Source organism: Tolypothrix sp. FACHB-123, from assembly GCF_014697075.1.
GTDB lineage: Bacteria > Cyanobacteriota > Cyanobacteriia > Cyanobacteriales > Nostocaceae > Aulosira.
In genome coordinates this window covers 39,858-66,704 of the sequence record NZ_JACJRE010000015.1, presented here as the reverse complement: position 1 = coordinate 66,704, position 26,847 = coordinate 39,858, and the positions used below count along the sequence as shown (strand labels likewise).

The window sequence follows — 26,847 nt, the reverse complement described above, 5'->3', positions numbered from 1 at the left end:
AGTTGTACAATCCATTGTGAGGGCTGTTGACCGTTTGACAGTTAACAGTCAACAGTTAACAGCCCATATTAATAGTTATGCAATTTAGACGCGCATTAGCTTATCAGCTAAAAGCTTGAGCTAGGTGTCTATAAAATTCATGAGTACAGTGATTTTACATAGAAAACTTAGGTGTTAGGCTGAAAGTAAAGCCTTCACTTGACCAAAACGGCGATCGCGTTTTTGGTAACTCAACAAAGCTTGATGAAATACTTCTCTATCAAAATCCGGCCAGAGAATATCAGTAAAGTACATCTCTGTATATGCCATTTGCCACAAGAGAAAGTTACTCAAGCGCATCTCGCCACTAGTACGAATTAGTAAATCTGGTGCTGGAGTATCTGCTGTGTAGAGATTTTGTTCTATAAGGCTGTCATTGATGGCTTCGGCGCTGATTTTACCTTGTTCCACCAGTTGCGCTATTTGACGACAGGCTCTAGTAATTTCGTTGCGGCTACCGTAGTTAACAGCAACAGTAAAGTGAATTGCTTGATTATGCAATGTTTCTGTCATGGAACGTTCAATTTCTGCTTGCAGAGATGCAGGTAAAGCTGATAAATCGCCAATAAAAGAAATTCTCACTCCTTCTCGATGCATCTGCTCTAACTCGTGGCGTAGCAATCGCTCAAATAACAGCATGAGAAAGTCTACCTCTTCTATTGGACGTTGCCAATTTTCTGTAGAGAATGCATAGGCGGTGAGGGCTTTGATTCCCCAATCTTTGCAGCAGCGTAATAGTTGTTTAAGGGTGCTTGCGCCTTGGCGATGTCCGGCAATGCGTGGTAGTCCTCGGCTAGTCGCCCATCTACCGTTACCATCCATAATCACGGCTACGTGTTGGGGCATTTTTTCGGGATTTAAGTCTAGGGGGATCATATTGGTATTGATGAATATTATCAGGATTTATGTAGAGTTAAGGGAAAAACAAACCGCAGAGGACGCAGAGACGCAGAGAAGAGGGTGAGAGATTATCGGGTTCCTAGGAGATTGTTGAGATATTCTGGTGTGAGGCTGTTGTGCCATGTCCAGAGGCGATGCATAGCGTAGGTGAAAGTGTATAGAAGGGTGACTTTGTTGGTGAAAGTCCAAGCATTCCAGTTGAGTGTCGCCATCATCCGGCCTAGGGTACGCATGAGGTTGTTACGTTTATAGCTTTGGGAACGGGTTTTGATGAGGGTGCTTCCTACTCGGATTAGTCCGGTATCGGGGAAAGCCCAGACTCCAAAACCCCAGAATTTAGTCATGTGGTTAATTTCGTCTTTGGCGAGTTCTTCGAGAACATCAGCGAGTGCGTCGGTGGTGTGCGCCATCAGCCACAGGTAAAGGCAGGTGGCACCATATTCTGTAGCTACGCGATGTAAGCCGTGGCGATAGAGATCTTCGTGGGGGTTATCCGTAGGGATGTAGCCTCTGACGCTGCGGTGTTTGGGGGTGATTTTTTCGCCTGTTAATTGGGTGTAAACCTTGATTAATGCGGGTGTGTGCTGGCGTTCTTCTTTTTCCCACAAGCCAATTTCTTGAAGTTCGCCGTCTTCACCAACTATTCCCCCAACAAACCGCGCCATTTGGGGATGCAATTTCTCTAAATACTGGCGACTGGTTTGGGTGTAACCGCGAATCGGGGCTTCTGTATCCATTGCGCCGATTAAGATGGATAAAAATACTTCTGGTTTAATACCGATAATTTGATTGCGGTTAATAGCTTGCCAATTAATTGGTTTCCAGGGGCGTGGCTGGGGATTGGTAAATTGTAAGGGTAAATCTTGCAAGCGTTCTTGTAGTTTTGCGGCTGCAAGATAGTTATCGATAAGAGAATGAATCCGATGCTGTATTTGCCAGTAGTGAGAACTAGAAAAGCTTTGCGCGCTGGCGGTATTTAACATAATGTTTATACTTTAACTCTATGCCCAATAGCCTAAGCGATCGCACTTTCTGTTGTCAGTCGGCTGAAGTTGGCAGTTTGATCGGATCTGCTGGGAATATTTGCAGTCTGAAAGTCGGGGAAAAGGTCGGATTTACAGAATCTTCTCCGAAAATTAGGCCAGGGGATTGTAGATTAATCTATGTTCTCAAATTTAACTCCCTCATCGCTACAGAATGGACGCTGAAGCAGCATTAGCATGGTTAGATACCATAATTCCTGCTCAGACCGGAGAACGGTTGAGCGATTTGCAAAAAGTTATTCTTGTGCAGGTTTGGTTGGGTAGAAAATATTTAGATATTGCCTATGCTTACGGTTGTACGGAAGGACACGTTAAGGATGTAGGTTCGCAGTTATGGAAGTTGCTATCGCGAGTCCTGCGACAGAAGATTAATAAAAGTAATTGTCGCGCTACTTTGGAACGTGTTCTCAGAAAAACTGCGACTATCTCCGGTCTAATTGATTACCCAAAAACGCCCCAGCTTTCACCGCCTCAACTAGAGGATAGCAATTTTTTGGGTAGAGAAGAAGCGATCGCACACCTCAATACTTTAGTAAATCAGGGATCGAAAGTAGTTGTCATCCAAGGTGAAGGCGGTTTAGGGAAAACTACTCTCGCACAGCAATATCTACAAACTCAGGGTTTTGAGTTGGTTTTAGAACTGTTGATGGCGAAAGAAACTCACAACATCACCTCAGCGCAACGAGTGGTTGAAGAATGGCTCAAACAAGACTTTGGTGAGGAACCTGGGGTAGAATTTGGCGTAACTTTGGGACGACTTAAGCGTCTACTTCATCATCGACGCATTGGGGTGTTAATTGATAATTTGGAACCAGCTTTAGATCAACAAGGAAAGTTAATTGCTCCCCACCGCAACTATTTAGAACTGTTGCGGATTTTAGCTGATGCTAGGGTAAAATCTGTCACCCTAATTACTAGTCGCGATCGCCTGTGCGAACCAGAGTTAAATGTACATCATTATCGCCTTCCTGGTTTAGATCAAAGCGCATGGCTGAAGTTTTTTAGTATCCAAGGGTTAACTATTAACTCCCCTACCTTGCAACAAATACATCGTACCTATGGCGGGAATGCTAAAGCGATGGGTATTCTCTGCGGTGCAATGCAAGCAGATTTTGGCGGTGATATGGCGTTATATTGGCAACAAAATCATGGCGATCCTTTAGCCGCAACAGATTTAAAAAATTTAGCCGTGAGTCAAATTAATCGCCTACAATCTCTCGATCCCCAAGCCTATCGTCTGCTTTGCCGTTTGGGTTGCTATCGTTATCAAGATATACCCACCATCCCAGCATCAGGAGTATTTTGTTTATTATGGGACGTTTCCCCGACAGAACATCGGCAGATTATAGCTTCTTTGAGAAATCGCTCCTTAGTAGAATGCGATCGCGGTGAATATTGGCTGCATCCGGTAATTCAAGTCGAAGCGATCGCGCGTTTACGCATGAGTGATGAATGGCAAATTACTAACCACAAAGCCGCAGAATTTTGGACAGCTAGCGTTACCCAAATTGCCACTTTTCAAGATGCTTTACAAGCTCTAGAAGCATATTATCACTACATAGAAATTAATGAATTTGAGTTAGCTGGTAAAGTGATTCTCCAGAGTCGTCACAATCAATGGCAGCAGTTTTTACCTCTTGGTAGTACCTTATATCGCATGGGTTTAATTCAGCCCATACTTACAGCCATTGAACGAGTATTAATTCATGTTGAATCCGAACAAAATATTATTGAATTATACAATATTTTGGGTGATTTATATTGGATTGCAGGTAATATTGAACAGGCGTTAATTTGTCAAGAAAAAACTATTACTTTAGCCAGGCAAGCACTCAAATCACTTGTACCCCAACCAGAGAATAAACATAAAGTTTACTATCTGCGAATGTTAGAAGTAGATTCCCTTTTAAGTATTGGTCTTTACAAAATAGATTTGTGGGAATTAAAAACGGCGGGAGAGTTATTTCAACAAGTAATTTACCTGGCTCAAAATACCGCGCATCATCGCTGGGCAGAAAAAGCTTCTGTGTGTTTAGCTTTAGTTAATTCATATTTAGGATTAGGTGATGCTGCCCATAATTTAGCTAATGTCGCCTATGAAAATATTAAAAACGAAAAACTTATTAAGACTGGTAGTTTTGCTTATTTTATGCAAATCTTAGGGCAAACTTATGTTAAGTTAGGCGATTTATCCAAGGCTCATCAAATGTTTCAGAAAGTATTGAACTTTGCAGAAGCAAGTCATTATATGCAGGTCAAAGCCAAAACCCTAAATGGTTTAGCAGAAATTTATCGCCAACAAGCAGATTATAAATTAGCTCTTACTCATCATACAGAAGCAATCGAACTTTTGGATAAAATAGGAGCAAAATGTGACTTGGCAGAATCCTACTTTCAGTTAGGTTTAACTTATCAAGCTTTAGACAAACTAGATGAGAGTCAAATGTATTTTCATCAGGCGATTCAGTTATTTACAGAAATAAATGCCCCAAAACAAGTTGCCAAAATATCTCTGATTGCTAATAGTTAAAATAACCCGAATGGGCTTGAGACACGCATTAGCTTATTGGTATTTCGGGATCAAAGCCAACTACCCACTAGAACATAGGGTGCCCAAAAGCGTGGATGATCGTAGTTAGGATTTTTAAGTAGAGTCTGCTGTGCTAGGCGTAGTGCTTCGGCTCGGCTGATAAAGTAATGAATTCAATTCACTCTGCTTTTAATAAATACTTCAATAAATCATCAACTATAGCATTAGCTGAGAGGATACTGCCAAAAATCCAGTAACTAGAATCTACACTATAAACTTGCTGCTTCTGCACTACATTTAAGGTTTGCCAAAGACGAGTATTTTGATATTTTTGGAATAAATCTCTAGCACCAGGATCTACAGCGACAAATAAAACATCAGCATCGAGTAAGTCTATTCGTTCTAAGTTCAAAATTATTAAAGTATCATCAGGATTTTTAATTAACTGCCGTTGAGCCTCTGGCATAGAAATACCGACTTCTTGTAAAATACTTCCAGGAAATGAAAACTGAGAACGAAACTCAGGCAGTTGGACTTGTCCGTGAAAACGGCTAATAGAGACTTTTAGTTGATTAATTTTCTGATTGAGTACAGTTCGTAAATCTGTTAATCGTTGTTTGTAATTAGCCAGTAATTTTTCAGCTTGTTCTCGCTTACCTAATACTTCACCAATCTGCCGCAAAGATTCTTGCCATTTAGCATGAACATATTTAAATTGAACTGTAGGGGCTATTCGGGAAAATAATTTATAGTTATTTGAGTTAATACCGTATAGGCTAATAATTACATCGGGATGTAAATTTAATATTGTTTCTAGGTTAAACTGATGCTCTTTGCCTATATAAGTTATACCAGTCATTTTTTTCTTTAGAAAGCTAGATTTACTAGCTACATAAGCAGTATCAGGAGCACCTACAGGTTTAAATCCTAATGCTATTACAGCTTCTAAGGCAACTTGATCTGTCACTAAAATGCGCTGCGGATTGAGAGGTATACAACTTTCCCCTAATTCATGCTTAATTAATCTGCATTCAGATTTTAACGATGTTGTATCTGGTAAATTACTATATAAATTGCTATGACAAGCAATACTGAGAAAGCATGAAATAACTAGCAACACAAAAGTTTTAATATAATAATTAAGGAACTTTCTCATGTTATATAATTTATCAGCATGAAGTATAATTGTCCTTTATTGTTAATAGGTTAAAAATTGGCGATCGCCTAAATTTATTTTCATACCATTTGATCCAAATACTAATACAAATAGATTATTTATATCATTATTGAATTGAAATTGTATCAAGCACCCTAGCCATATTAAAATTCAAAAGAAACAGTTCCTAAAACAGTAAAAGGTGCTGCGGGAACAATGAAAAAGCCTTGAGACTCATAGTATTTGGTATCAAGAAGATTCTTGAAGTTGAGAGCAGCGCGCCAATTATCCCGTTTATAAAAAATACTAGCATCTGTTCTGAGATAAGAAGGAATCTTGAGATTATTTGGTAAACTCGCCTCTCTTTCACCAACGTAAACAAGACCAAGACCTAATCCTAAACCCTGCAAATTACCTTGTTGCAGTTCATAAGTAGTCCATAAACTCGCACTATTATAAGGCACACCTGTTAATCTATTATTCAGTAAGCCGGCATCATTATCTTCGCTGATATAAGCATCAGTGTAAGCATATGTGCCAATAATTTTCCAGCCAGGGAGAATCTCCCCAACAATATCTAACTCTAAACCTCGGCTTTTTTGCTCCCCTGTTTGAATTTGGAAGTCTTCATCTTCTGGGTCTGTTGTTAAGACATTTTTCTTAGTAATGTCAAAATAAGCTAAAGTTGCTGATAAGCGGTTGTCAAATAATTCCTGCTTAATTCCCACTTCAAATTGTGCTGCTGTTTCTGGTTTAAATGGTTGATTATTGCGAGTTGTGCCAAATATTTGTGGGTTAAAAGAATTTGTCCAACTAGCATAAATTGAGGTGGAATCAGTAGGTTGATAAACTATCCCTAGTCTTGGCGAAAATTCCGAATCTGAATTTTCATTCAAAGTTGTGTTAGTTTGGAGATCTCGATAAAATGAATCAACCCAGTCAAAGCGACCACCTGCCAATAATTTAATCTGGGGTGTAAGTTCAATTAAATTTTGGAAATATAACGCAACATTATCTGCACCATATTCACTATTGTCTCTGCTGAGATTTAATGGTGCAGCTGCGCCGTAAACAGGGTCAAAAATATCTAAATCTGCAATGTTACCACTTAAGAAATTGTAACTGTATTTGTAACGAGATAGTTCCAAGCCTACAAGAATATTATGGCGAATCGAACCAGTGTTAAATTTGCCACTAATTTCATTCTGAAATGATAGATTATTCTGCTCTTCATCAACATTGCGATATCGCCGCGCTACAGTCCTTCCATCATCTCGGATAAATCTGGGTTGCGCTCCTCTTGTGTTACCGCTAACGTTAATAACATTGAAAGCTTGGCGGAATTTCCAATTATTGTTGTAACCAAATTCACTTTCTAGTAAATAAGTAAAATTATTAGATGTTGCTTCACCTCTATTCAGGTTAGGTTCGCCTAAAAAACGACTGATAGGTAAATCAAAAACTACTTGATTATCAGAAGGAAATCCCCTCTCAAAAGTGTAGTCATACTTTTGATATTCATAACCAAAGGTGAGATTTGTCCTTTCTCCAGCTTTGACAGTAATTATTGGCGCAATAAAAGTGCTTTCATTTTCGACGAAATCACGAAAACTTTTAGCATTTTCGTAAGCAGCATTAATCCGATAAAGTGCGGCGCGATTTTCTAATAGTGGCCCGGAAAAATCAATTGATGTGCGATAAAAGTCATTATTACCAATAGTGCCATTAATTTGATAGAAGGGGTCAGCTAATGGCTTTTTAGTAATTGTATTAACCACACCACCTGGACTGGTAGCACTACCATAAAGAACTGATGCAGGGCCTTTGAGAAATTCCACACGCTCAATATTAGCGACATCACGAGGGCTAAAAAAGCCAAAATCTCTAAAGCCATCACGCAGACTCTCAAATTCTGTAGCAAAACCACGAATGAAATAACCTTGAGATGCTAGTCCACCATAGGTTTCTTGCGGACGTACACCACTGACATTATCTGCTAGTTCGTTTAGTCTGATAACTTGTCTATCTTGAATGACTTCTTTGGGTATTACCTGCACCGAGGCTGGGACATCTCGCAGTGGTACATCCAATTTTGTACCTGTTGATGCTTCTGGAACTCGATAACCCTCCTGTTGACCTGTCACTACTAATTCAATAGGTGTATCAGTTTCAGCCGTTGGTTGTTCTGTAGGAGTCTCTGTTGTCGGCTTATCTGCTGGTGGCTTTTGTGGTGTTTCTGGTTGAGATGTGGAAGAAGATACGGGTGTGACGCTAAAAATTAAACCTGCATCACTATCAAATAGTTCATACGTTGGTATTCCCCCATCTCCGGTGACGGTAATTCTGATAGTATTACTGTCTTGGTTGACAACTGTAACTTCAGCAATCCCTGTAAAAGGTTTTTCTTGGCGAAATGTGTTTCCAGAAGGCAAACTTAGTTGAGCATTAGTAATATCAGCAATTAAGCTATTCCCCGAATTAGTATTTGCTACTTGTAATTTTTCGCCTTGCTTAGTTTCTAAAATTACTTCTATACCTTTATCTGTGGTCTCAATCCGCACTCCATTAATCGCAATTGGAGACTGAGGTGTAGATGCTTGAGATATTAATTCTTGAGGATTGCTAGAGGTAATACTGTTCCCCCAGGCTGGTTGTACAGCAATTACTACTCCGATTAACCATAAACCCATCAATAATTGTGGCTGTCTCCTCATAATCTCCTCACGTAGATTAACCTCGATAGAATGTCCGAGGCTATAATGATGCTTAGCTAGGAATCTTTTTCAAGAAGCTTAATCTACAATGCAGATAAATTTGAAGACCTGATTGAACCGAAGACGGATTTTTTTGAACCGAAGACGGATTTTTCCGAAAATTAACAGCTAATAGCTGGTTTTTAGGCTCTTAGTAACAAATCATAGGATTTAGGATTAGTACCAAATTGCTTACGAAAAGCTGTAGCAAAATGGCTTTGATTAGTATAGCCAACAGCACGCGCTACTTCTTTGACATTCATTTGACCTTCTAAAAGTAGTTGGCGTGCTTTTTCCATGCGTTGTTGGTGTAAGTAACTGAATGCAGTTGTACCAAATACTTGGCGAAAGCCTAGCTTAAGTTTATAGTCGTTTAATCCTACTTGTCTGGCTAGTTCTATTAAGGAAGGAGGATTATCTAGGTTTTGAGCTAAAATTTCTTTGGCATAATGGATTCTATCAATATCATCTCCCTTTAAAATAGTGACTTTTGTGGAACTATTTTCGCTAGCAGCTAATTGTTCAAGTTTTAAAGCAATTAGCTCTAAACATTTACTTTCTAAATAAAGTTTTTTAGTTAAACCAGTAAAGGGACAATTAATAATTTGTTCTAGAGCTACTCGCATTTCTGGAGTAGTATAATCAATTTGGAAATATGGCTTTTGGGTAGGGTTAATCAGCTTTTCTAGGATATATGGTGCTATAGGATTTAAGCTACCTGCAATAAAACCATGAATTAATTCTAAGGATTCGAGATGTATATCTACCTTTAAAAGTCGTTGCGATCGCAATAATTCTGGTTGTTTACTTGGGTGAACAGCTCCACTTTGAAAAAAATTTTTTCCAGCATTAATATTGTTCCAATAGCCTAAGAGATGAAATCCAAACTCTAACCCACCTATAAAACCATCTAAAGAGTTTTTCTCTATAACTAAGTCATAATGAAATTCCGCATCAATAATTAGTAAACTAATGTGCCGCAGTTCAATCCAACGCTCATATCCAGTACCAAATTGTTTAGGACATATATTAATCAGATCGGATGAGTCTGATGGGTCTGGTTGTTTAGTGTTTTGATTATGTTCTCGCCAAAAGCCTTGGTAATCTGCCAGTGAAATAATATTCGCCATGCGCTACCCTACAAAACACTTAATCTCAATTAATTGAGAAGACTATAGATAAACTTTCTCAAGTATCTCTTAGAGTGTATCAGAATGTAAAAATGTTGTCTACCGATAGAGAGCAGGCTACCTGTCTATAAATTAAACAAACTAAAAAATCCAATCAGCTTGCTCATCTGCTAAAATCTCGTCAAATTTGCCTTGCGCTATCACTTTACCTGCTTTCATCACAATAATCTGGTCAGCGCGTCGTAAAACAGAACGGCGATGAGACACGACCAGACAAGTTGGTATCCAAGGATTTTCTCCTTGTTCAGTTGTATTAGCAAATATCCGCGACCATAATGTCAATTCTGTTTCCACATCTAACGCGCTAGAAAGGTCATCAAATACTAACAATTCTGGCTGACGTATCAACATCCGCGCTGCTGCTACCCGTTGCATTTGTCCACCAGAAAGGCGTACTCCTTTTGTTCCAACTATGGTTTCTAACTTCTCGTTCATGGCTGCTAAATCTTGCTCAAATACAGCCATTTTTAAAGCTGTTTCAATATCAGCATCATCTTTAGACAATCCCAGCAAAATATTTTCTCGTAAGGAATAACTAAAAAGTTGAGGAATTTGTGGAGTATAAGCACTGCGAGGCGGTACAAAAAAATTAGCTGGGTCTTTAACTGGATGTTCATTCCAGTAAATTTCTCCTGATTGCTTGGGTAATAATCCTAATAATACTCTTAACAATGTAGTTTTTCCCGCACCGATGCGTCCAGTAATTACAGTCAAACTACCGCGTTGTATTTTTAAATTAATATTTACAATTCCTTGAGTAGTACCGGGATAAATATAAGTTAAATTTTCTAATTTTAATGATTGTAAATAATGGCGATCGCTTTTTTCAGGTTGTTCTAATTTAGGTAAGGTTTTTTTACTTCTACCCAAGTCTTGCAGATAAAGTTGATTTGGCACTACTAAAGTTTCTGGTGATGCACCAGCAATTAAATCCGCCATGCGTTCAAAAGCAACTTCTGTTTGCTTATACAGTGCCATAAATCCGCCTACAGAGCTAAAGAAGCCTGTGACAAATGATAGATTATAAACAAATAAAGCAAAGTCACCCACTGTTAACTGATTAGCGCTGCTTTGGATGAAAAAAGCAGCCATCACCAAAATCAAACCTGTACCAAAATTCACCATATTTTGAAATAGTGAATTGAGAATGGCATTTAATAGACTGTCTTTAACCATCATCTGACGACGCTGGTCATTCAAATTATGAAAATAATCGAGTATATCTTGTTCTGCACCAGCTACTTTAATAGCTTGAACTGAATTAAATATTTCTCCTAAAATTCCTGTTACTTGTTGAGTTGCTTGACGGCTGGCTTGACGATATTGTTTTATCTTTGTTTCGGTTTTTTGGATAATTACTACCATTCCTACCAAGGGAAGGAAAACAAACAGTGTCATAGGTATGTTGACACTTAATAAAATTATTAAGGAAAAGACAGCAAATAATCCTTCTCCAAATATTTCTGATACCCATGCGACATTATCTTCAATATGTTCGGCATCATCGCGAAAATAGCTAATTACTTCCCCTTGTGATATAGTTTTATCGCTATCATTTTCAGTCACCATAATTTGCGTTTGAGGATTATTCAACAGCCGTTCTAACAAATTTCTTCTGAGTAAAGACCTCATGGTAAAACGGTGCTGAGTTTTGGTAATTCGTCCTATAAATATTACTGCAATATGCCCTAAATTCAGAGCTATAAAAAATGCAATAAATGCCCAAGGTGATAAACCAAATTTTGCTTTACCTGTGAGACTATTGAAAAATTCGCGAATAATTAATCCTGGTAGGGCAGGCAAGCCCATAATAAAAATCCAGAAGCAAGTATCAATTAAGTAAAGTTTTGGTTTATAACAAATTAATTGCCATAATAACTGCCAACCTGGAATTTTTTTTATTGATAAAAGCATAAGATTAGGGTATGGGGCATTGGGCATTGGGAATGAATATTAAGAGTAATTTATACCAATTCAAAATAATAAATTAAAAATGACAAATAACAACTACATTTTTTCATTATATATACCGACCAATCTAAACTAATAAATCTGTTAAGCCAGCTTGTAGTAATTGAGTAAAACGTGAATGGGAATTTTTCACTAATGCTTCTCTATTACCGTATTCACTGACTCTACCTTTTTCTAAAATTAAGATTTGATTTGCTCTTTCTATGGTGGCTAAACGATGGGCAATAATAATGCCAGTACGTCCCATCAATAATTTATCAATAGCTCTTTCAATAAGTTTTTCTGTCATGGGATCGAGGCGTGAAGATGCTTCATCAAGAATGACTAAACCAGGGTTTTTGAGAAATACACGAGTAAAGGCTAATAGCTGCGCTTGTCCCGCCGACAAGCCACTACTATCTGTCCCTAAATTTGTATCTAAGCCTTTTGGTAAAGAGTTTAACCACTCTGATAATCCCAACATTTCTATTGTTTCATAGATGCGCTCGTCGCTAATGTTTTGGTTGAAAAAAGTGAGGTTATTACGCACAGTGGTTTGAAAAAGTTGGACATCTTGAGTTACTAATCCAACTTTTTTTGGTAATTCTGTTAATGGAGTTTGGTCAATAGGTACGCTTCCCAAACGAATTGAACCTGATTGTGGATCGTATAATCTCAACAGTAATCGCGCTAAAGTTGTCTTACCGCTTCCTGTCCGTCCGAGTAACCCCAATACCTGACCGGCTGGTAAATTAAAAGATATATCTTGCAGTACCAATTCTTCAGCATTATTTGCTTGATGATTGTAACTAAATGAGACATTTTCAACTGCTATAGAAAGCGCACCTGGGGGAATTAATTTTTTACCACCTATATGTAATTGAGATTGAACTTGCAATAGGTCGGTGATGCGATGGATACTTGCATCTGCTTGCTGGAGGTCTTCAAATTGGTTGCGAATTTGTTCAATTGGTTCGCTGAGAATATTGGTGTAGTAATACAGCAGGTACACTGTACCGATGGTGATGGCCTGTTGACTCCATAGATAAGCACCAACTATGAGCGCAATTACACTACCTAAAGTAAATATACCGTTGGTTGTTATCCAGAGAATTGTATCAGCCAAGCGTGCTTTATGAAAAATGGGTAGCCAGTTGCGAATAATTATATAGAAGCGTTGCATGACATAGTTTTTTGCGCCATTAGCACGAATGTCTTCCATCCCTGTGAGTTGTTCGCCTAAAAAGCCAAAAAACTCGGCACTAAATTGGCGATATCCTCGCCAGTGAATCACTGCAATGGTACGCAACTTAATTAAACTAGATAAGGCGATGAGAGAAAATAAGGAAATAGCTAATCCTGCGCGCCAATCTTCAAACAATAGCACTACTATCACACCCAACATCATTAGCAAACTGCCTAAGATGCGAATGGTAAATTTTGAGAAAAACTCTGATAAAGTCTGGACATCGCCGTCTATACGTTCGACTAATTCGCCTGGTGTACGGTATTTATGAAAGGATAAATCTAGTGTCAAACAATGCTCTACTAAATCTGCACGCAGGGCGTTAGTAGCTGTCCAAGCGACGTTTTCACCGTAGTAGGTTGCGGTAATTGTCATGAGTTGGGTAATTAAGGCGACAGTAATAAATAAAAAAGCTGCTAGGAATAATTTTTGGCGATCGCCTCCACTCACCGCCGTATCAATGAAATAGCGTAAAATCTGGGGGTTGAGGATTTGTAAGCCGATGCTGAAAAGAAGTGCGATCGCAAACTTAACTACCCTACCCTTTTGTGGCTTGAGGTAGTCTACAAGTAAGTTCCAGTATTGTTGTAGTCCGATTTTCATAAGCCCTATTCTCAAAGCTGATGTCAGAATCAGTAAGCTGGCTAAAGCGTTTCAGCTAGCGATCGCATTTTACGTTCGATTGTGCCTATTGATTACATTTTTCTATAACTTTTTAGATTAATTGAGAAACTTATGCAATAATTTGTATTGGAAACAACAAACAAAAATTTTCCAAATAGTTTATTCTAGTTAAATTAGTAGAAATAAATCTCAATAAGTGGTTACTTGCTGTCTTTAATCACAAACGATGTTCACACTGACTTTGTATTAAAAACTCATTCAGATATATTGCTAATAGTTATGACAATCACAATTTCACAACAAGCATTTTGGGATTTATTTGTCAGTACCTCAGAATTAGAAAACAACGGGAATATACGCAAATCTCAAATTAGTAAATGCTGGAGTATATTTGATACTATTTATCAATTTCCTCAAGAATTAGGTATCGGATTATGGGGAGAAATAGAACTTAGGGATGGTTTATATTTAGCAATTTCCGAACACCAATTACATAACGATTTAATTATCAAGCTCCCGGAACGACAACATCCTTTAGAATACAGCTTTTATCTGACACAAAGTCACCAATCTCGTTATTTTTCTAAGCATAGCGGGCAAAATGTATTATGGGGTAGTGGGCTAGCACCCAAAGAAAGATTTCAATCCTTTAAATCAGAGAAAATCATTGATATTAATGTTCACATGGAACCAGAGCTATTTTGCCTGTTCATGGGAAAAGAAAATAATCAACTTCCGCAAGAATTAACTCATTTAGTTAGAAAACCCCACCAGCAATATTATTCTTTTTCTGGTAAAAATACACCAGCAATGGAAGTAGCATTACAGCAAATTTTAAACTGTCCTTACCAGGGAATGATGAAACGGATGTACTTAGAAAGTAAAGTTTTAGAATTAATGGTATTACTGGTTGAAGAAGATTTAGCAGCAAGTCAAGGTAAAAGCGATACCTTTTCTCTCAAACCTGATGATGTAGAACGAATTCATTATGCCAAAGAAATTTTAGTACGTAATTTAGATAATCCTCCTGCTTTAATGGAACTATCCCGACAAGTCGGCTTGAATGACTGTACTCTCAAACGTGGGTTTCGGTTGATATTTGGGACGACAGTATTCGGCTATTTACATCATCATCGATTAGAACAGGCACGTAAATTATTAATCGCCGGGGAAACAAACATTTCTCTAGCTGCTCGTAGCGTTGGTTTTACTAGCCGCAGCTACTTTGCTACCGCCTTTAGAAAAAAATTTGGCATAAATCCCAAAGAATTCTTGTTGGCTAATTCAAGATCGTCCATGAAAATTAATGAACTGATAGGGTAAGAACAAAAAGAATCAATAGTTTGATTTTGAAATTCAAAAATTGATCGCAAAATCTCCCTAGACAAAATTAATAATAACCCGATCCCATAACAGAAACAGAAAAAAATTCCGTTGAGCGTTCAAAAAATTCCGTCTAGCGTTCACAGCGATCGCCCACAACCAAGCGCTTTCCTGTAAGCTTCTTGATATAAATTACTAATTAGTAATATCAAGGCTATGGGGTATTAGGTAGTAACTAGAAACTAGTTACTTATCCCTATTTCCCTTTATCCCCAATCACTTAATTTGTGTGGTGAGTAGAGTGATGTCGAATCAATTGCAAAAACTAGCTTGGATTACAGGATTGGCTTTAGGGCTAGTGAATCTACCTGCGTTAGCGGAAAATCAGCAAAAACCAATATCGAAAATTTCTCAATTAAGCGATCTAGAAAAACCTGCAACTACTATTCAACAATGGTTAGCCCAATCTCTTGTTCAGATAACAGGTGTCAAATCACAAGCCACAGCAAAAGGGATAGAGGTAATTTTAGAAACCAATCAATCAGATCAACTGCAACTCACAAATAAGAGCGAGGGGAACAGCTATATTGTTGATATTCCCAATGCTCAGTTACGTCTACCTAGTGGTGAGACATTCCGCCAAGAAAAACCCCTTGCGGGAATCACTGAAATTATAGTTAGCAATTTAGACGCAAGCACAATTCGCATCACAGTAACTGGGGAAACAGCTGCGCCACAAGTTGAGTTATTTGATGGTGATGAAGGTTTAGTTTTTGGGATTGCATCAACTGTAACTACTTCTCAAACACCACCAACCCCATCGCCAGCAGAACAACCATCAACAGAAAATCAAGATCCCATTGAATTAGTAGTGACAGGTGAAGGAGGTGGTTATCGTGCAGAACAAGCCTCAAGTGCAACGAAAATAGATACACCTATTCGCGATATTCCCCAATCAATTCAGGTGATACCTCGCGAAGTCCTCAAAGACCAAGGTACTATTCGCGTTCAAGATGCACTGCGCAATGTTAGTGGTGCTACTAGCGCCGGTTACTATCAAGGTTTTAGCGAATATCTTTCTTTACGCGGTTTTGCTGCAAATATATTTCGCAATGGACTTCGTTCTTATCAGGATTATGGTGGTTTGATTGAAACAGCTGATGTTGAACGCATTGAAGTTCTCAAAGGCCCAGCATCAGTATTGTTTGGAGATGCACCTCCTGGTGGTTTAGTGAATTTGGTGACAAAACAACCTCTAACACAACCTTTTTATTCTTTTGAGGGAACTGTTGGTAGTTTTAGTACTTATCGAGGTGCAATCGATTTATCGGGGCCTTTAGGTAATAATGAAAACACATTTTATCGGTTCAATACTTTTTATGAAAATGCTGGCAGTTTTCGTGATTTTGTCAATTCCGAGCGTTTATTTTTCGCGCCTAAATTAAAGTTTGCCCTTGGTGCTAAACCACGTCCATCTTGAGAACTGGAGCTTTTTAAACAGCGAGTTGAGATATGTAGTCCTTAATATATAAGCTTTCAGCCAATAATATAAAAACTACAGGTTTCAACCTGGATGAGGTTTAATACTAATTTAACTGTAGATGGTTCTTGGCTGGAAGAAAAACGCACAGCAGATGATGGGACTGTAGCCATAGGCGATCGCCCCGCAAATTTACCCAGGGAGCGTTTCTTAGGTGAACCGTTTCAGAATGTAGAAATAAATGTTACTAATTTTAGTTATTTACTTGACCATAAGTTTAGCGAGCAATGGTCAATTAGAAATGCTTTTCGCGCTCAATTCGTCAATTTAGCACGTTACTATCCTTTACGGGATTCTCTAGATGAAGAAACTGGAGAATTAAGTAGATTAAGTTATTATTCTGAGCGTCGAGATAATGCTTATTCAATTCAAACAGATGTGGTAGGAAAATTTTCTACAGGTTCAATTAAACATCAAATTGTGTTAGGTTTTGACTATACCAAAAATACTGAAAATGGACTTTTTGGAGACTTTGAACCTTACCCATCTATTAATATATTTAATCCAGTATACGCGCGTTTAGAGTATCCAAAGGAAGGAATATTAAATTTCTTCCGTGATGATACTCTCGATAAATATGGGTTTTATATCCAAGACCAAATTGAAATCACACCGCAATTCAAATTACTTGCAGGAGGTCGATTTGATATTTTTGAGCAAACTCGCAGTACACGCAATTTAGGTGAAGAAAAGCAAGAATTTACCCAGTCTGATAGTAATTTTAGTCCTCGCTTAGGAATAGTTTATCAACCGTCTGAAAATATCTCGCTTTACGCATCCTATGCAACCTCTTTTGAACCTAGCTTTGGTGCAAGTCGTAATGGTAACGATCAACCATTTAAACCAGAAACAGGTAGACAATTTGAGGTGGGTGTAAAAGCAGATATTACCCCCAATTTGAGCGCAACTTTAGCATTGTATGACCTCCGCAAGCAAAATGTTACCGTTGACGATCCCAATTCATCCGACCCCAACGACCAAATTCAAACAGGGGAACAGACAAGTAGAGGTATTGAATTTGATATTGCTGGGGAAATTACCCCTGGTTGGAAAGTGATTGCATCCTATGCTTACATTGATGCATTTGTGAGCAAAGATACTACTGGTTTAGAAGGTCGCCGGCGCGATAATATCCCAGAACACGCGGCTAGTTTGTGGACAACCTATGAACTTCAACAAGGAAATCTGCAAGGGTTAGGATTTGGATTAGGATTCTTTTTTGTAGGCGATCGCTTCGGAGATTTAGACAACAGTTATATTCTTCCTAGTTATATTCGTACTGATGCATCTGTATTTTACAAACGGAATAACTGGAGAGCTGCTTTAAATATCCGTAACCTCTTTGACAATACATATTTTACTGGTTCTGAAGGTGGTCGTTTAGGTGTCTATTACGGTGAACCTTTAACATTAATTGGTTCATTTGCAATTGAATTTTAACAAAAAATAAATTTGAATTATGAGCTACCCTAATCAAAAATCGATCAATTTTGTTTGATGTTTAACTTAGGTGGAAAGAGGAGAAAGTATTGCGGTGTATCGTTATCTTAAATCATTTTTGCTAGTGATTGTTACTATTGCTTTGCTTATAGGTTGCTATAGTCATATTTCATCAAATGCAATTTTTGGTAACAGTACCTTATCTACATCTCCTCTCCCCGTAGTTACAAAAGTTGTCAAACATGCTTTGGGAGAAACCAGAATTCCTATCAAGCCACAGCGTATCATTGTGTTAAATGATATTGCTCTTTTAGACCCTGTATTATCTTTGGGTATCAAACCAATTGGTACAGTAAGTTATTTTCCACAGTACGACTTTTTATTTCGTGGCGTCAGCAATGATGAAGCGGCTGGTATTGAGATAATTGGTAATGGAAATCAGCCGAATTTAGAAAAAGTTATTAAGCTCAAACCCGATTTAATTTTGATGCGTGAATATCAGAAAAGTTTGTATAAACAATTATCTGCGATCGCACCTACGGTTATGGTAGATTTACCAGGACTGAATTACTCTTTTAAAGAAAATCTTCGTTTTATTGCTCAAGTGCTAGGTGAGGGTGAAAAGGCGGAACAAGTCATTGCTCAATATTATGAACGAGTTAAAAAGTTGCAAAATTTAATTGGTGAAAGTCTAAAAAAGATAGAAGTATCAGTAATTTATATTTTTGGAGATAATCTGATATCTACCTATTCAGATAATGAAACCTATAATCAAGTTTTTCAAGATATTGGTATACGACTAATACCTATCCTAGCAAATCAAAAACAAGAAACTGTAGTATCAAGTATTGAGGTATTAAATAAGTATGATGCTGATGTTTTATTCGTGATGAATGATGCTCCAAAATTTACACGAGCTTTTTTTCAAAATCCCCTTTTAACTCAACTCAATTCAGCCCAAAAAAATCAGATATATGAAGTCCAAGTAAATAGATGGTGGACATATGGCTTTTTTGGAATCAATAAGCTACTTGATGATTTATTTCAATATCTGGTTCAGCCATAGTTTTGATAAAACCCCAATATTAATTGGTACATTTGTGGTTTAAATTTGACAAAATCATGTGTGGCGTATGAAAGGTTATATCAAACTCAAAGGCTTTACTCGTTGGTTGCGCTTGGGGATGACAATATTTTGTACTTTACTGCTTGCTATAGCTTGTCATCATAGTGATTCTATACCGATGAGCGATCGCACTCCAAACCAAGCTTGTCGTCATGTCGAACACGCTGCGGGAATCACCTGCGTTCCAGAAAATTTCCAACGCCTTGTGACTTTGGATGAAACTGCATTTGAAAATGCGATCGCTCTAGGTGTTAAACCTATAGGTAGCGTTATTTCCGATGATTCATCATACTTGCACAATGAGTTAGTCGGAGTCAAAAATATTGGTAAAAATGGAGAACCGAATATAGAAAGTATTCTCGCACTCCAACCAGATTTGATTTTGGGTTCTGAATATGCAAAAAATATTTATGATTTAACTTCCAAAATTGCTCCAACAGTTTTATTAAAATTTGGACACAGTGGGGAATGGAAGGAGGTGTTTAACAATGTGAGTATAGTGTTAAATAGGCAAGAAATCGGTCAAAAAGTAATGGCCAAATATGCCCAGCGCCTAGATAAATTTAAGCAGCAAATGGGCAAGAATTTAGCAAATCTCAAAGTTTCCGTGGTGCGAGTTTATCCCAATAATATTAACCTTTATCTCCGTGAATCTTTTTGCGGCACTATCTTGCAGGATGCTGGATTATCTCGTCCTGAATCACAACAATTCACCGCATCAGAAGCAGAAAAATTATTTAATAATTCGATTCAAATGTCTATTGGCTATGAATTAATTGAAAAAGCTGATGGTGATGTAATATTTATCTGGACAGGGGAAAATACTACTCAAGGTAATCAAACAGCGCAAAAGAATTTAAAGCAACTGAAATCAAGTCTGCTATGGCAAAATTTAAAAGCTGTGCAAGAGAATAAAGTTTATTTAGTTCCAGACTATTGGATTGGTAACGGAATTTTAGCTGCTAATGCGGTTATCGATGATTTATTTAAATATATTAACTCCTACTTATACATTCCTTAATTATGAACATTCATACATTATTTGTTTGTAAATCGTGCAGTGCTGTTCTCGATCACGAAGATGCAGACGATCGCGCTGAAGGAAATCAACTATTCCTGAAGTTGCTGGAAGCTCAAAAAAATAATTCCACTTACAGCACTCTAAATATTCAGCCTGTGGGGTGCTTGTGGAGTTGTGTTGAAAAACGCTCTTGTGTAGTGAGCTTTGTTTGTCGGCAAAAATATACATACCATTTTGTCGATCTGACAGAGGATAGTACAAGTGATTTGTTGCAATTCAGCCAGCTTTATCAAAAAAGTGAAGATGGATATGTGTTACCCGCTAAAATACCGGGGAAATTGCGATCGCACTTATTAGCACGCATCCTTCCTACACCTGAGTCCATCCCAACCTAGCATTTGTCAATATTTTGATGGTTGCATTGTTACATCCAGGAAGAGCGATCGCACCCTCCTAAATCTGCATAATTTTTAACTCGTGGAAGAATTACTAAAAAATACTCTCAATTATTAAAGCATAATTATTGCCAAAGAGTCGAGCTACTCCTTTAATCTCAAATAAACTAAGCAAGCTACAATGAAGCTTAAGCTCAATATATCCCATTTATAGGGGTATTTGCCTGATTATCTTCGCCAAATATCAATTTTTACTTTTATTTAGCCTGATTTAGCATTCTAGATTAGCTCTAAAAGCGTTATCCTGCCTAGCTTACAGTGAATTTGACAAAAATTCTCTGGATTTACTGAAAATAAATCTCAATTAATCTGATAATATATGCTCGGAGCTTATTGAGATAGATATTCAATAAGATGTATTTGTGCTTTTGAAGTTGCTTGATTTTTGAGGATTGAGAGTTCTTAGGGAACTCAAAAAAATAAATTATTCCGTTCAAGTCGTTGACGGTTGACGGTTAACAGTCAACTGTCAACAGTGAACAATAGTAATGGAATATTTTTTTACTTGGAAGTCCCTTATGTCTAATGATATTGATGTTGTGTGGGTTAGTTCTAGCTTGGCATTACAGCGTTTCGATCAACCGTTACTACAACATATATCACAATATATGAATGTGGCTCAGTGGGAATATCGTCACGATAAAGATGAAGGTAGTTCGATAGATGAGGCTGTCAGTTTATTACATGAGTTTTTGTCACAATGTTCTCATCCCATACATTTAGCAGGTCATGGTGCGGGTGGTGCGATCGCTCTAACTTATGCAAGGCGCTATCCGCAAAAAGTGCGATCGCTCATTCTCCTAGCTGTCGCTTCTCGACCAGCAAATATTTGGCACGCCCACTACTATCTCCAACGACAACTATTTACCATCAGTCGCGAACAAGTTCTAGCAATGAGTGTTCGTAATCTCTTTGGCGAACAACCACATTACACTACTAAAAAGTTAATGGCAGTGTTAAATAAAGATTTAGAGCAATCTCCCTTATCTCATTCCCTATTCAAGTTAGTTGATTTACCTGAAGATGGGGTTTCTATGCCCATGATGATCTGTGGTAGCAAAAACGATTCAATTGTCAATTCCCCTGCCTTACTAGGCTGGTTAAAATGGTTTAAACCTGAAGATTACCTCTGGGAATGTCCAAAAGGGCATCATTTTTTTCATTACTTCTATCCGCAAAAAGTTGGCGAACAAATGTTGAGTTTTTGGCAACCATATCATCTACAACAAGCAATGCAATCTTCAATCCTTTCTTCCAATTTGATAAATTAGTAAGAATTATGAGTTTTTTACTAATGACTATCGTTTCAAATGTACCGTACATCCCAAAGGTGTGAAATTTGCCCTGAGCATTCCCTGTTTCAAAATCAAGTAAATAAATCAGCCCGTAGACGCAACGCGACTTGTTGTTAGACATCGCACTTTCAAATCAACCCAACAAAAAACCCCATCTGTCATTGCGACATCAGGACAAGGTTGAATATGGTATGGCAATCAAAGTACCACTATATATAGTAAACTTGTGTTTTAAATACGGTTCCTGGTTGCAAATCAAAGAAGGGAAATTCTGGTTCAGTGCAACCTAAACAAGGCATACCGGCGCGGGTTTTAGAAGAGACGCGATTCCAGAGAATGCGGTTGCAAGAGGAATGGGTCATAGGCCCGCGACAACCTAAGTCATAGAATAGACAGCCTTTTCGCTGACCAAAGTCAACAGTAGATGCTTTGTAGGCAAAGTGGACGTTCCGAGTACAACCGATTTGGGTAAAGCTTTTAAAGAAGGTTTCCGGACGATGGAGTTCGTCTAAGGTAATGTCTCCTAAGCGCCCGGTGGCGATCGCCACTAAAATTTGGCTAATCCAGTCAGGATGGGCGGGACATCCAGGAATGTTAATTACAGGTAAACCAGATTTAGTGCGGAAGTCTTTACCTAAAAATCCGCCCTCTTCGCGCTTGAGAAATTGCAACCCTTGAGAATCGCTGGGGTTGGGTGACATAGCGGGAATTCCGCCCCATGTAGCACAGTCGCCCACAGCGACAATAAAACTGGCAACTTGGGCGAGTTCTGTTAACCAATCTTTCATCGGGCGATCGGCAAAGCGGTTCCATTCACACTTGGTGGAAGTTTATGATGCCTGTATAACATAGGTTTTATGGCTGTATATTAATAAGGTGCCTAAAGTAGTGCCTATTTTTCCCTTGAGTCATATGCAGTTGCAGAACTTGAGCGTGGTGAAGGGTTGAATGGGGAAACGGTGATAGTAGAAATACTAAATAAATTTAAAAGGGCGCGTTAATAAAAAAATCAGCAAGAATAATGGATATAGGAGATTAACTTAAAGATGACGCAAATTATTCAGGCTGAAAAAGTCAAGTTGTACGTACTTTAGCTCCATTACAACGCGCTAAACAGACAAATTCGTCAAAAACAATCTCGCCATCCCCAATTACCTGAGCAATTCCCCGCCACACAATCAAAGCTGCCAAGGTAGACTATTGCTCTGTCAAGCCTAATATAGTGAATTTTTGTAAAATAAATATCAATACTCCGTAAAAGTTTCAACTTAGTTGAAGAATTAAATATAAGCATTCTCACTAACATATTCGTGTTAGCAAAAGCTAACTATAGCGTTAACTACATCTGCCAATAGATAGATTTAATCAACCAAAAGAGGTAAAGATGAAAGACAAACAAAAAAGCCTAGATGATCTCGATTTCCTGACTGAATTGAGTATGAGTGAGCAAGAACAAATCAGTGGCGGTACTAGTAATGATTTAACTTCAGCTCGAAAACCAATTATTGTTGGTGGACGGGCATCGTTGTCACCTACACCTTATGTACCACCAGAAGATGATGAACCATTACCCCAAACTATAGATCCAACTTCAAGACTAACCTTTTGATTTAGCGATCCCGATCAATTTTTTATTGACAAATTGCAATCTGCGCCGAAGTCTGGTCTTTTAAAGAATGGCAATCATGGGTTTTATCTGGTCAAATTGGTGCTGGTGGTTTAGAGTAGCCAGTTTATTAGCCGTATGTGGGGTATATGCTGCATCCGGAGATTTTGCCAAAGCTCAGATTATCCCTGATTCTACTTTAGGTGCAGAAAGTTCTCAGCTAATCCCAAATGTTAGTATAGATGGTCTTCCTGCTGACCAAATTGATGGCGGAGCTAGGCGAGGTGCGAGTCTATTTCATAGTTTTCAACAATTCAATGTTGGTGATGGACAACGAGTCTTTTTCACTAATCCCGCAGGAATTGAAAATATATTTAGTCGAGTGACTGGAACTAACCCATCAACAATTCTCGGAACCCTGGGTATCAACGGTGGAGCTAATCTATTTTTACTGAACTCCAATGGCATTATCTTTGGCCCTAATGCCAGACTTGACATCCGTGGTTCTTTTGTGGGAAGTACCGCCAATAGTATCAAATTTAATGATGGGCTAGAATTTAGCACCATTAATCCGGCTGCGCCGCCTTTATTAACGCTCAATGTTCCAATTGGCTTGCAATATGGACAAGATCCAGGCAGGATTTTGGTACAAGGGCAAGGTAATGAACTGATAGTTAATCAAGATACTGGTAAAGTATTGGAAGTCAATCGCACTGGTGGCTTGGAGGTGGGGACTGCTCAAACTTTGGCTTTAGCTGGTGGTGAAGTCGTGCTGGAAGGCGGAAGTTTGAGGGCTGAATCAGGGCGAGTTGAAGTTTGGAGTATCCAAGGGGGGGGTTTAGTCGGTATTACCCCAACAAACCCAGGCTGGGAGTTGAGTAATCAGGGTGTAGAGAATTTCCAAGATATTCGCCTCTCCCAAACTGCTGCTATTGATACTAGCGGTGCGGGAGGTGGCAAGATTCAAATGCAAGGGCGGCGAGTAGCCCTAGAAGATGGTTCCTTGGTTTTGTCGCTCACACAGGGTGAGAAAAGCGGCGGAAGTATCAATATCAAAGCTTCTGAGTCTATCCAGGCAAGCGGAAACGCGCCTAATGGTGAAGCTAGTGTTTTTTTAACGGAAACAACAGGTATTGGAAAAGCCGGTGATGTAGAAATCAATACAGGTAGCTTGATTCTCCAAAATGGAGCGCAAATATCATCTAGTACTTTTAATCAAGGTAGTGCCGGTAAAATTGTTGTCAACGCCTCAGAGTTAGTTACAGCAACAGGAATTACTGCAACTGGAAAATTTAGCAGTGGCTTATATTCTGTAACCCGTAACAGTAGTGGTGATAGCGGTACAGTAGAAGTAACAACGAAGCGGCTGGTACTCCAGGATCAGGCTCAAGTAAGCGCTACCACTTTTAGTCCGGGGCGTGGCGGAAATGTGCTGGTGAAAGCTTCTGAATCAGTAGAAGCAATTGGATCTAGCGGCTTATTTGCTTCGAGTCAGAGTAGTGGTGATAGCGGCAGAGTAGAAATTAACACAGGAAAATTGATACTCCAGAATGGTTCACAGATAAATGCTTCTGCATTTAAAGAAGGTAATGGTGGCGATGTGCTAGTCAATGCAGATATATCTGTAGAAGTGATTGGCATTGCCGCAGAGGGAAATTTTCCCAGCAGCTTGACAGCACAAACTCAAGGTGAAGGGCAAGGCGGTACAGTAGAGATTAATACAGGAAAGCTGATACTCCAAAATGGTGGCCAGGTAAGCGCCGCAACTATCACTCAGGGTATTGGTGGCGATGTGCTTGTCAATGCAAGGGACTCTGTGGAAGTGACTGGCATGGCTGAAAATGGGAGTTTTCCCAGCAGCTTGACAGCACAAACTCAAGGTGAGGGGAAAGGCGGTACAGTAGAGATTAACACAGGAAAGCTGATACTCCAAGATGGTGGCCAGATCAGTGCTATAACTTTAGATCGGGGTCTTGGAGGTGATATAATTGTCAACGCTGCGGATTCAGTAGAGGTGATTGGTGTTTCTCAAAATGGTAGGTTTTCCAGTGGTTTGAGAGCGCAAACCCTGGGTGTTGGCAATGGTGGAACTGTGACCATTAACACAGGAAAGCTGATTATCCAAGACAGAGGAAGGGTAACTGCCACAACTTCAAATGATGGTAGCGGCGGTAATATAATCGTAAACGCCAGAGAATCAGTAGAAACAATTGGTTTTACTAGTGGTTTGAGAGTACAGTCACAAGGCGCTGGAAATGGCGGTAGTTTAACAATCAATACTAGAAGGTTTCTAGCCAGCAATGGAGCGCAAAATTTAGCTACTGCTTTTAATCAAGGCAATGGTGGAAATATTAACATCCAGGCTTCAGAAGTAGAATTAATTGGCACGGCGGATACTGGCGAACCTACCACTGTGTTTGCTACTACTCGCAGTGAGGGCAATGGTGGTGAAGTCACAATTAACACAGATAAATTAATTCTCCAAGGAGGAGCGCAAGTAGGCACAGGGACTTTTAGTAGCGGTCAAGGTGGTAATGTTTTTGTCAAAGCTGCTGATATCGTAGAATTGGTTGGCACAGTTCCACAGGTTGCCAATCGAAATTTTTTCCGAGATCAATCTGGTGAACAGTTTCCCAGTGGTTTATTTACTGGCTCTGAAGGTACTGGGGGTGCGGGAAAGTTAAGGGTTGAGACCGAAAATTTAACGCTGCGAGATGGCGCTGCAATTAGTGTGAACAACCAGGGAATCGGAAATGCTGGCGATTTAGAAGTAGTAGCGCGCAACGTTTTGTTAAATAACCAAGCGGTTCTCTCAGCGACAACTACATCAGGCCAAGGCGGAAATATTGCTTTGCAAATTGGTGAGTTGTTGTTATTGCGGCGTAACAGTCAAATTTCCACAGACGCAGGTATTGAGCAAGCTGGTGGTGATGGGGGCAATATTTTGATTGATGGTGGTTTGATAGTTGCAATCCCTAATGAAAATAGCGATATCACAGCTAATGCCTACCAGGGGCGGGGAGGTAATATTAACATTACTACTCAAGGTATCTTTGGTTTGGAATTTCGCGATCGCATAACCTCTTTGAGCGATATTACTGTTAGTTCTCAGTTTGGGTTAGATGGCATCTTTGAAATTGATATTTTGGATGTTGACCCACGCCAAGGATTAACGGAATTACCAGCAGATATTATTGATGTTTCTAGCCTAATTGAGCAGGATTTCTGCCGCGTTGTTGGCAAGGATAGCGAATTTATAGTTACAGGTCGTGGCGGTTTACCTAGTTCTCCCAACGAACCCCTCAGCAATAATGCGCCTTGGGACGATTTGCGCTTAGTAGAGGAAAGTACAGCAGTATCTCAACTCCCCCCAGCATCTAGGCGCGAGCAACCAAATATCAAAGATAATCTCCCAAGGAGAATTGTAGAAGCCCAAGGTTGGATTACTACCCCGAATGGCAATTTGCTGCTGACAGCGGAACCAGTGAGAGTTACTCCGCAAGGGTTTTGGTTGCATCCCTTGGATTGTCAGGCGTGGAGGGGGTGAGGGGTAGGGGGCAAGGGGAGTAGGGGAGATGAGGGAGATGAGGGGGATGAGGGGGATGAGGGG

20 protein-coding genes and 1 pseudogene are annotated in these 26,847 nt (G+C 39.1%); 11 read left to right on the top strand and 10 right to left on the bottom strand.

Annotated features, from left to right (window positions below; translation table 11 throughout):
* Positions 1 to 174: 174 nt before the first annotated feature.
* Both H6G41_RS12470 and H6G41_RS12465 read right to left on the bottom strand, forming a co-directional pair.
* Positions 175 to 915 (bottom strand): isoprenyl transferase, encoded by a 741-nt coding sequence (locus tag H6G41_RS12470; RefSeq protein ID WP_190746504.1) that lies wholly within the window; start codon positions 913 to 915, stop codon positions 175 to 177.
* A 92-nt stretch (positions 916 to 1,007) separates the two neighbouring features.
* On the bottom strand, positions 1,008 to 1,922 hold the full coding sequence (locus H6G41_RS12465) for a ferritin-like domain-containing protein (RefSeq protein ID WP_190746503.1): 915 nt from the start codon (positions 1,920 to 1,922) through the stop codon (positions 1,008 to 1,010).
* 20 nt (positions 1,923 to 1,942) lie between these two features.
* On the opposite strand from H6G41_RS12465, the gene H6G41_RS12460 reads away from it, so the two are divergent.
* Entirely contained in the window at positions 1,943 to 2,158 is a 216-nt protein-coding gene (locus H6G41_RS12460; RefSeq protein ID WP_190746502.1) for a hypothetical protein, read from the top strand.
* Positions 2,137 to 4,512: a tetratricopeptide repeat protein gene (locus H6G41_RS12455; RefSeq protein WP_190746501.1), complete on the top strand. Its 2,376-nt coding sequence runs from the start codon at positions 2,137 to 2,139 to the stop codon at positions 4,510 to 4,512. Before H6G41_RS12460 ends, H6G41_RS12455 begins: the two co-directional genes overlap by 22 nt.
* Before the next feature lie 50 nt (positions 4,513 to 4,562).
* Here H6G41_RS12455 and H6G41_RS36195 read toward each other — a convergent pair whose 3' ends face one another.
* From H6G41_RS36195 to H6G41_RS12425, 6 genes are all read right to left on the bottom strand, one after another.
* The gene (locus H6G41_RS36195; RefSeq protein WP_374939424.1) at positions 4,563 to 4,673 is read right to left on the bottom strand and encodes a CHAT domain-containing protein; all 111 of its coding nucleotides are present in this window, start codon (positions 4,671 to 4,673) and stop codon (positions 4,563 to 4,565) included.
* Between the two features lie 17 nt (positions 4,674 to 4,690).
* The gene (locus H6G41_RS12445; RefSeq protein WP_308796211.1) at positions 4,691 to 5,632 is read right to left on the bottom strand and encodes an iron-siderophore ABC transporter substrate-binding protein; all 942 of its coding nucleotides are present in this window, start codon (positions 5,630 to 5,632) and stop codon (positions 4,691 to 4,693) included.
* A gap of 200 nt (positions 5,633 to 5,832) precedes the next feature.
* Positions 5,833 to 8,382 (bottom strand): TonB-dependent siderophore receptor, encoded by a 2,550-nt coding sequence (locus H6G41_RS12440; RefSeq protein WP_242037908.1) that lies wholly within the window; start codon positions 8,380 to 8,382, stop codon positions 5,833 to 5,835.
* A gap of 182 nt (positions 8,383 to 8,564) precedes the next feature.
* Complete coding sequence (locus H6G41_RS12435) at positions 8,565 to 9,551, bottom strand: AraC family transcriptional regulator (RefSeq protein WP_190746499.1); 987 nt, start codon at positions 9,549 to 9,551, stop codon at positions 8,565 to 8,567.
* A gap of 141 nt (positions 9,552 to 9,692) precedes the next feature.
* On the bottom strand, positions 9,693 to 11,552 hold the full coding sequence (locus H6G41_RS12430) for an ABC transporter ATP-binding protein (protein WP_242037907.1): 1,860 nt from the start codon (positions 11,550 to 11,552) through the stop codon (positions 9,693 to 9,695).
* A gap of 97 nt (positions 11,553 to 11,649) precedes the next feature.
* Positions 11,650 to 13,410, bottom strand: a complete 1,761-nt coding sequence (locus H6G41_RS12425) for an ABC transporter ATP-binding protein (protein ID WP_190746498.1) — start codon at positions 13,408 to 13,410, stop codon at positions 11,650 to 11,652.
* Positions 13,411 to 13,710: 300 nt separating this feature from the next.
* Here H6G41_RS12425 and H6G41_RS12420 point away from each other — a divergent pair, with 300 nt between their 5' ends.
* The 7 genes from H6G41_RS12420 to H6G41_RS12390 all read left to right on the top strand — a co-directional run bounded on the left by H6G41_RS12420 (position 13,711) and on the right by H6G41_RS12390 (position 21,607).
* Positions 13,711 to 14,754 carry a helix-turn-helix transcriptional regulator gene (locus H6G41_RS12420; RefSeq protein WP_190746497.1) on the top strand — a complete coding sequence of 348 codons (1,044 nt, stop codon included), beginning with the start codon at positions 13,711 to 13,713 and terminating at the stop codon, positions 14,752 to 14,754.
* A gap of 304 nt (positions 14,755 to 15,058) precedes the next feature.
* Positions 15,059 to 16,234, top strand: a complete 1,176-nt coding sequence (locus tag H6G41_RS12415; protein ID WP_242037906.1) for a TonB-dependent receptor plug domain-containing protein — start codon at positions 15,059 to 15,061, stop codon at positions 16,232 to 16,234.
* Positions 16,235 to 16,327: 93 nt separating this feature from the next.
* On the top strand, positions 16,328 to 17,734 hold the full coding sequence (locus tag H6G41_RS12410) for a TonB-dependent siderophore receptor (protein ID WP_242037905.1): 1,407 nt from the start codon (positions 16,328 to 16,330) through the stop codon (positions 17,732 to 17,734).
* Positions 17,735 to 17,804: 70 nt separating this feature from the next.
* Positions 17,805 to 18,800: an iron-siderophore ABC transporter substrate-binding protein gene (locus H6G41_RS12405; RefSeq protein ID WP_308796210.1), complete on the top strand. Its 996-nt coding sequence runs from the start codon at positions 17,805 to 17,807 to the stop codon at positions 18,798 to 18,800.
* A 67-nt stretch (positions 18,801 to 18,867) separates the two neighbouring features.
* Positions 18,868 to 19,881 (top strand): iron-siderophore ABC transporter substrate-binding protein, encoded by a 1,014-nt coding sequence (locus H6G41_RS12400; protein WP_190746496.1) that lies wholly within the window; start codon positions 18,868 to 18,870, stop codon positions 19,879 to 19,881.
* A 2-nt stretch (positions 19,882 to 19,883) separates the two neighbouring features.
* Positions 19,884 to 20,276 carry a DUF1636 domain-containing protein gene (locus H6G41_RS12395; protein ID WP_190746495.1) on the top strand — a complete coding sequence of 131 codons (393 nt, stop codon included), beginning with the start codon at positions 19,884 to 19,886 and terminating at the stop codon, positions 20,274 to 20,276.
* A 578-nt stretch (positions 20,277 to 20,854) separates the two neighbouring features.
* On the top strand, positions 20,855 to 21,607 hold the full coding sequence (locus tag H6G41_RS12390) for an alpha/beta fold hydrolase (protein WP_190746494.1): 753 nt from the start codon (positions 20,855 to 20,857) through the stop codon (positions 21,605 to 21,607).
* 248 nt (positions 21,608 to 21,855) lie between these two features.
* Here H6G41_RS12390 and H6G41_RS12385 read toward each other — a convergent pair.
* Together H6G41_RS12385 and H6G41_RS35080 are read right to left on the bottom strand one after the other, a co-directional pair.
* Positions 21,856 to 22,446: pseudogene (locus tag H6G41_RS12385) on the bottom strand (hydrogenase); the annotation flags it as partial.
* A 259-nt stretch (positions 22,447 to 22,705) separates the two neighbouring features.
* Positions 22,706 to 22,822, bottom strand: a complete 117-nt coding sequence (locus H6G41_RS35080) for a phytochelatin synthase family protein (protein ID WP_242037904.1) — start codon at positions 22,820 to 22,822, stop codon at positions 22,706 to 22,708.
* A 193-nt stretch (positions 22,823 to 23,015) separates the two neighbouring features.
* Here H6G41_RS35080 and H6G41_RS12380 point away from each other — a divergent pair, with 193 nt between their 5' ends.
* Together H6G41_RS12380 and H6G41_RS12375 are read left to right on the top strand one after the other, a co-directional pair.
* Positions 23,016 to 23,240 (top strand): hypothetical protein, encoded by a 225-nt coding sequence (locus H6G41_RS12380; RefSeq protein WP_190746493.1) that lies wholly within the window; start codon positions 23,016 to 23,018, stop codon positions 23,238 to 23,240.
* A 76-nt stretch (positions 23,241 to 23,316) separates the two neighbouring features.
* Positions 23,317 to 26,784 carry an S-layer family protein gene (locus H6G41_RS12375; RefSeq protein WP_242037903.1) on the top strand — a complete coding sequence of 1,156 codons (3,468 nt, stop codon included), beginning with the start codon at positions 23,317 to 23,319 and terminating at the stop codon, positions 26,782 to 26,784.
* Positions 26,785 to 26,847 lie beyond the last annotated feature (63 nt).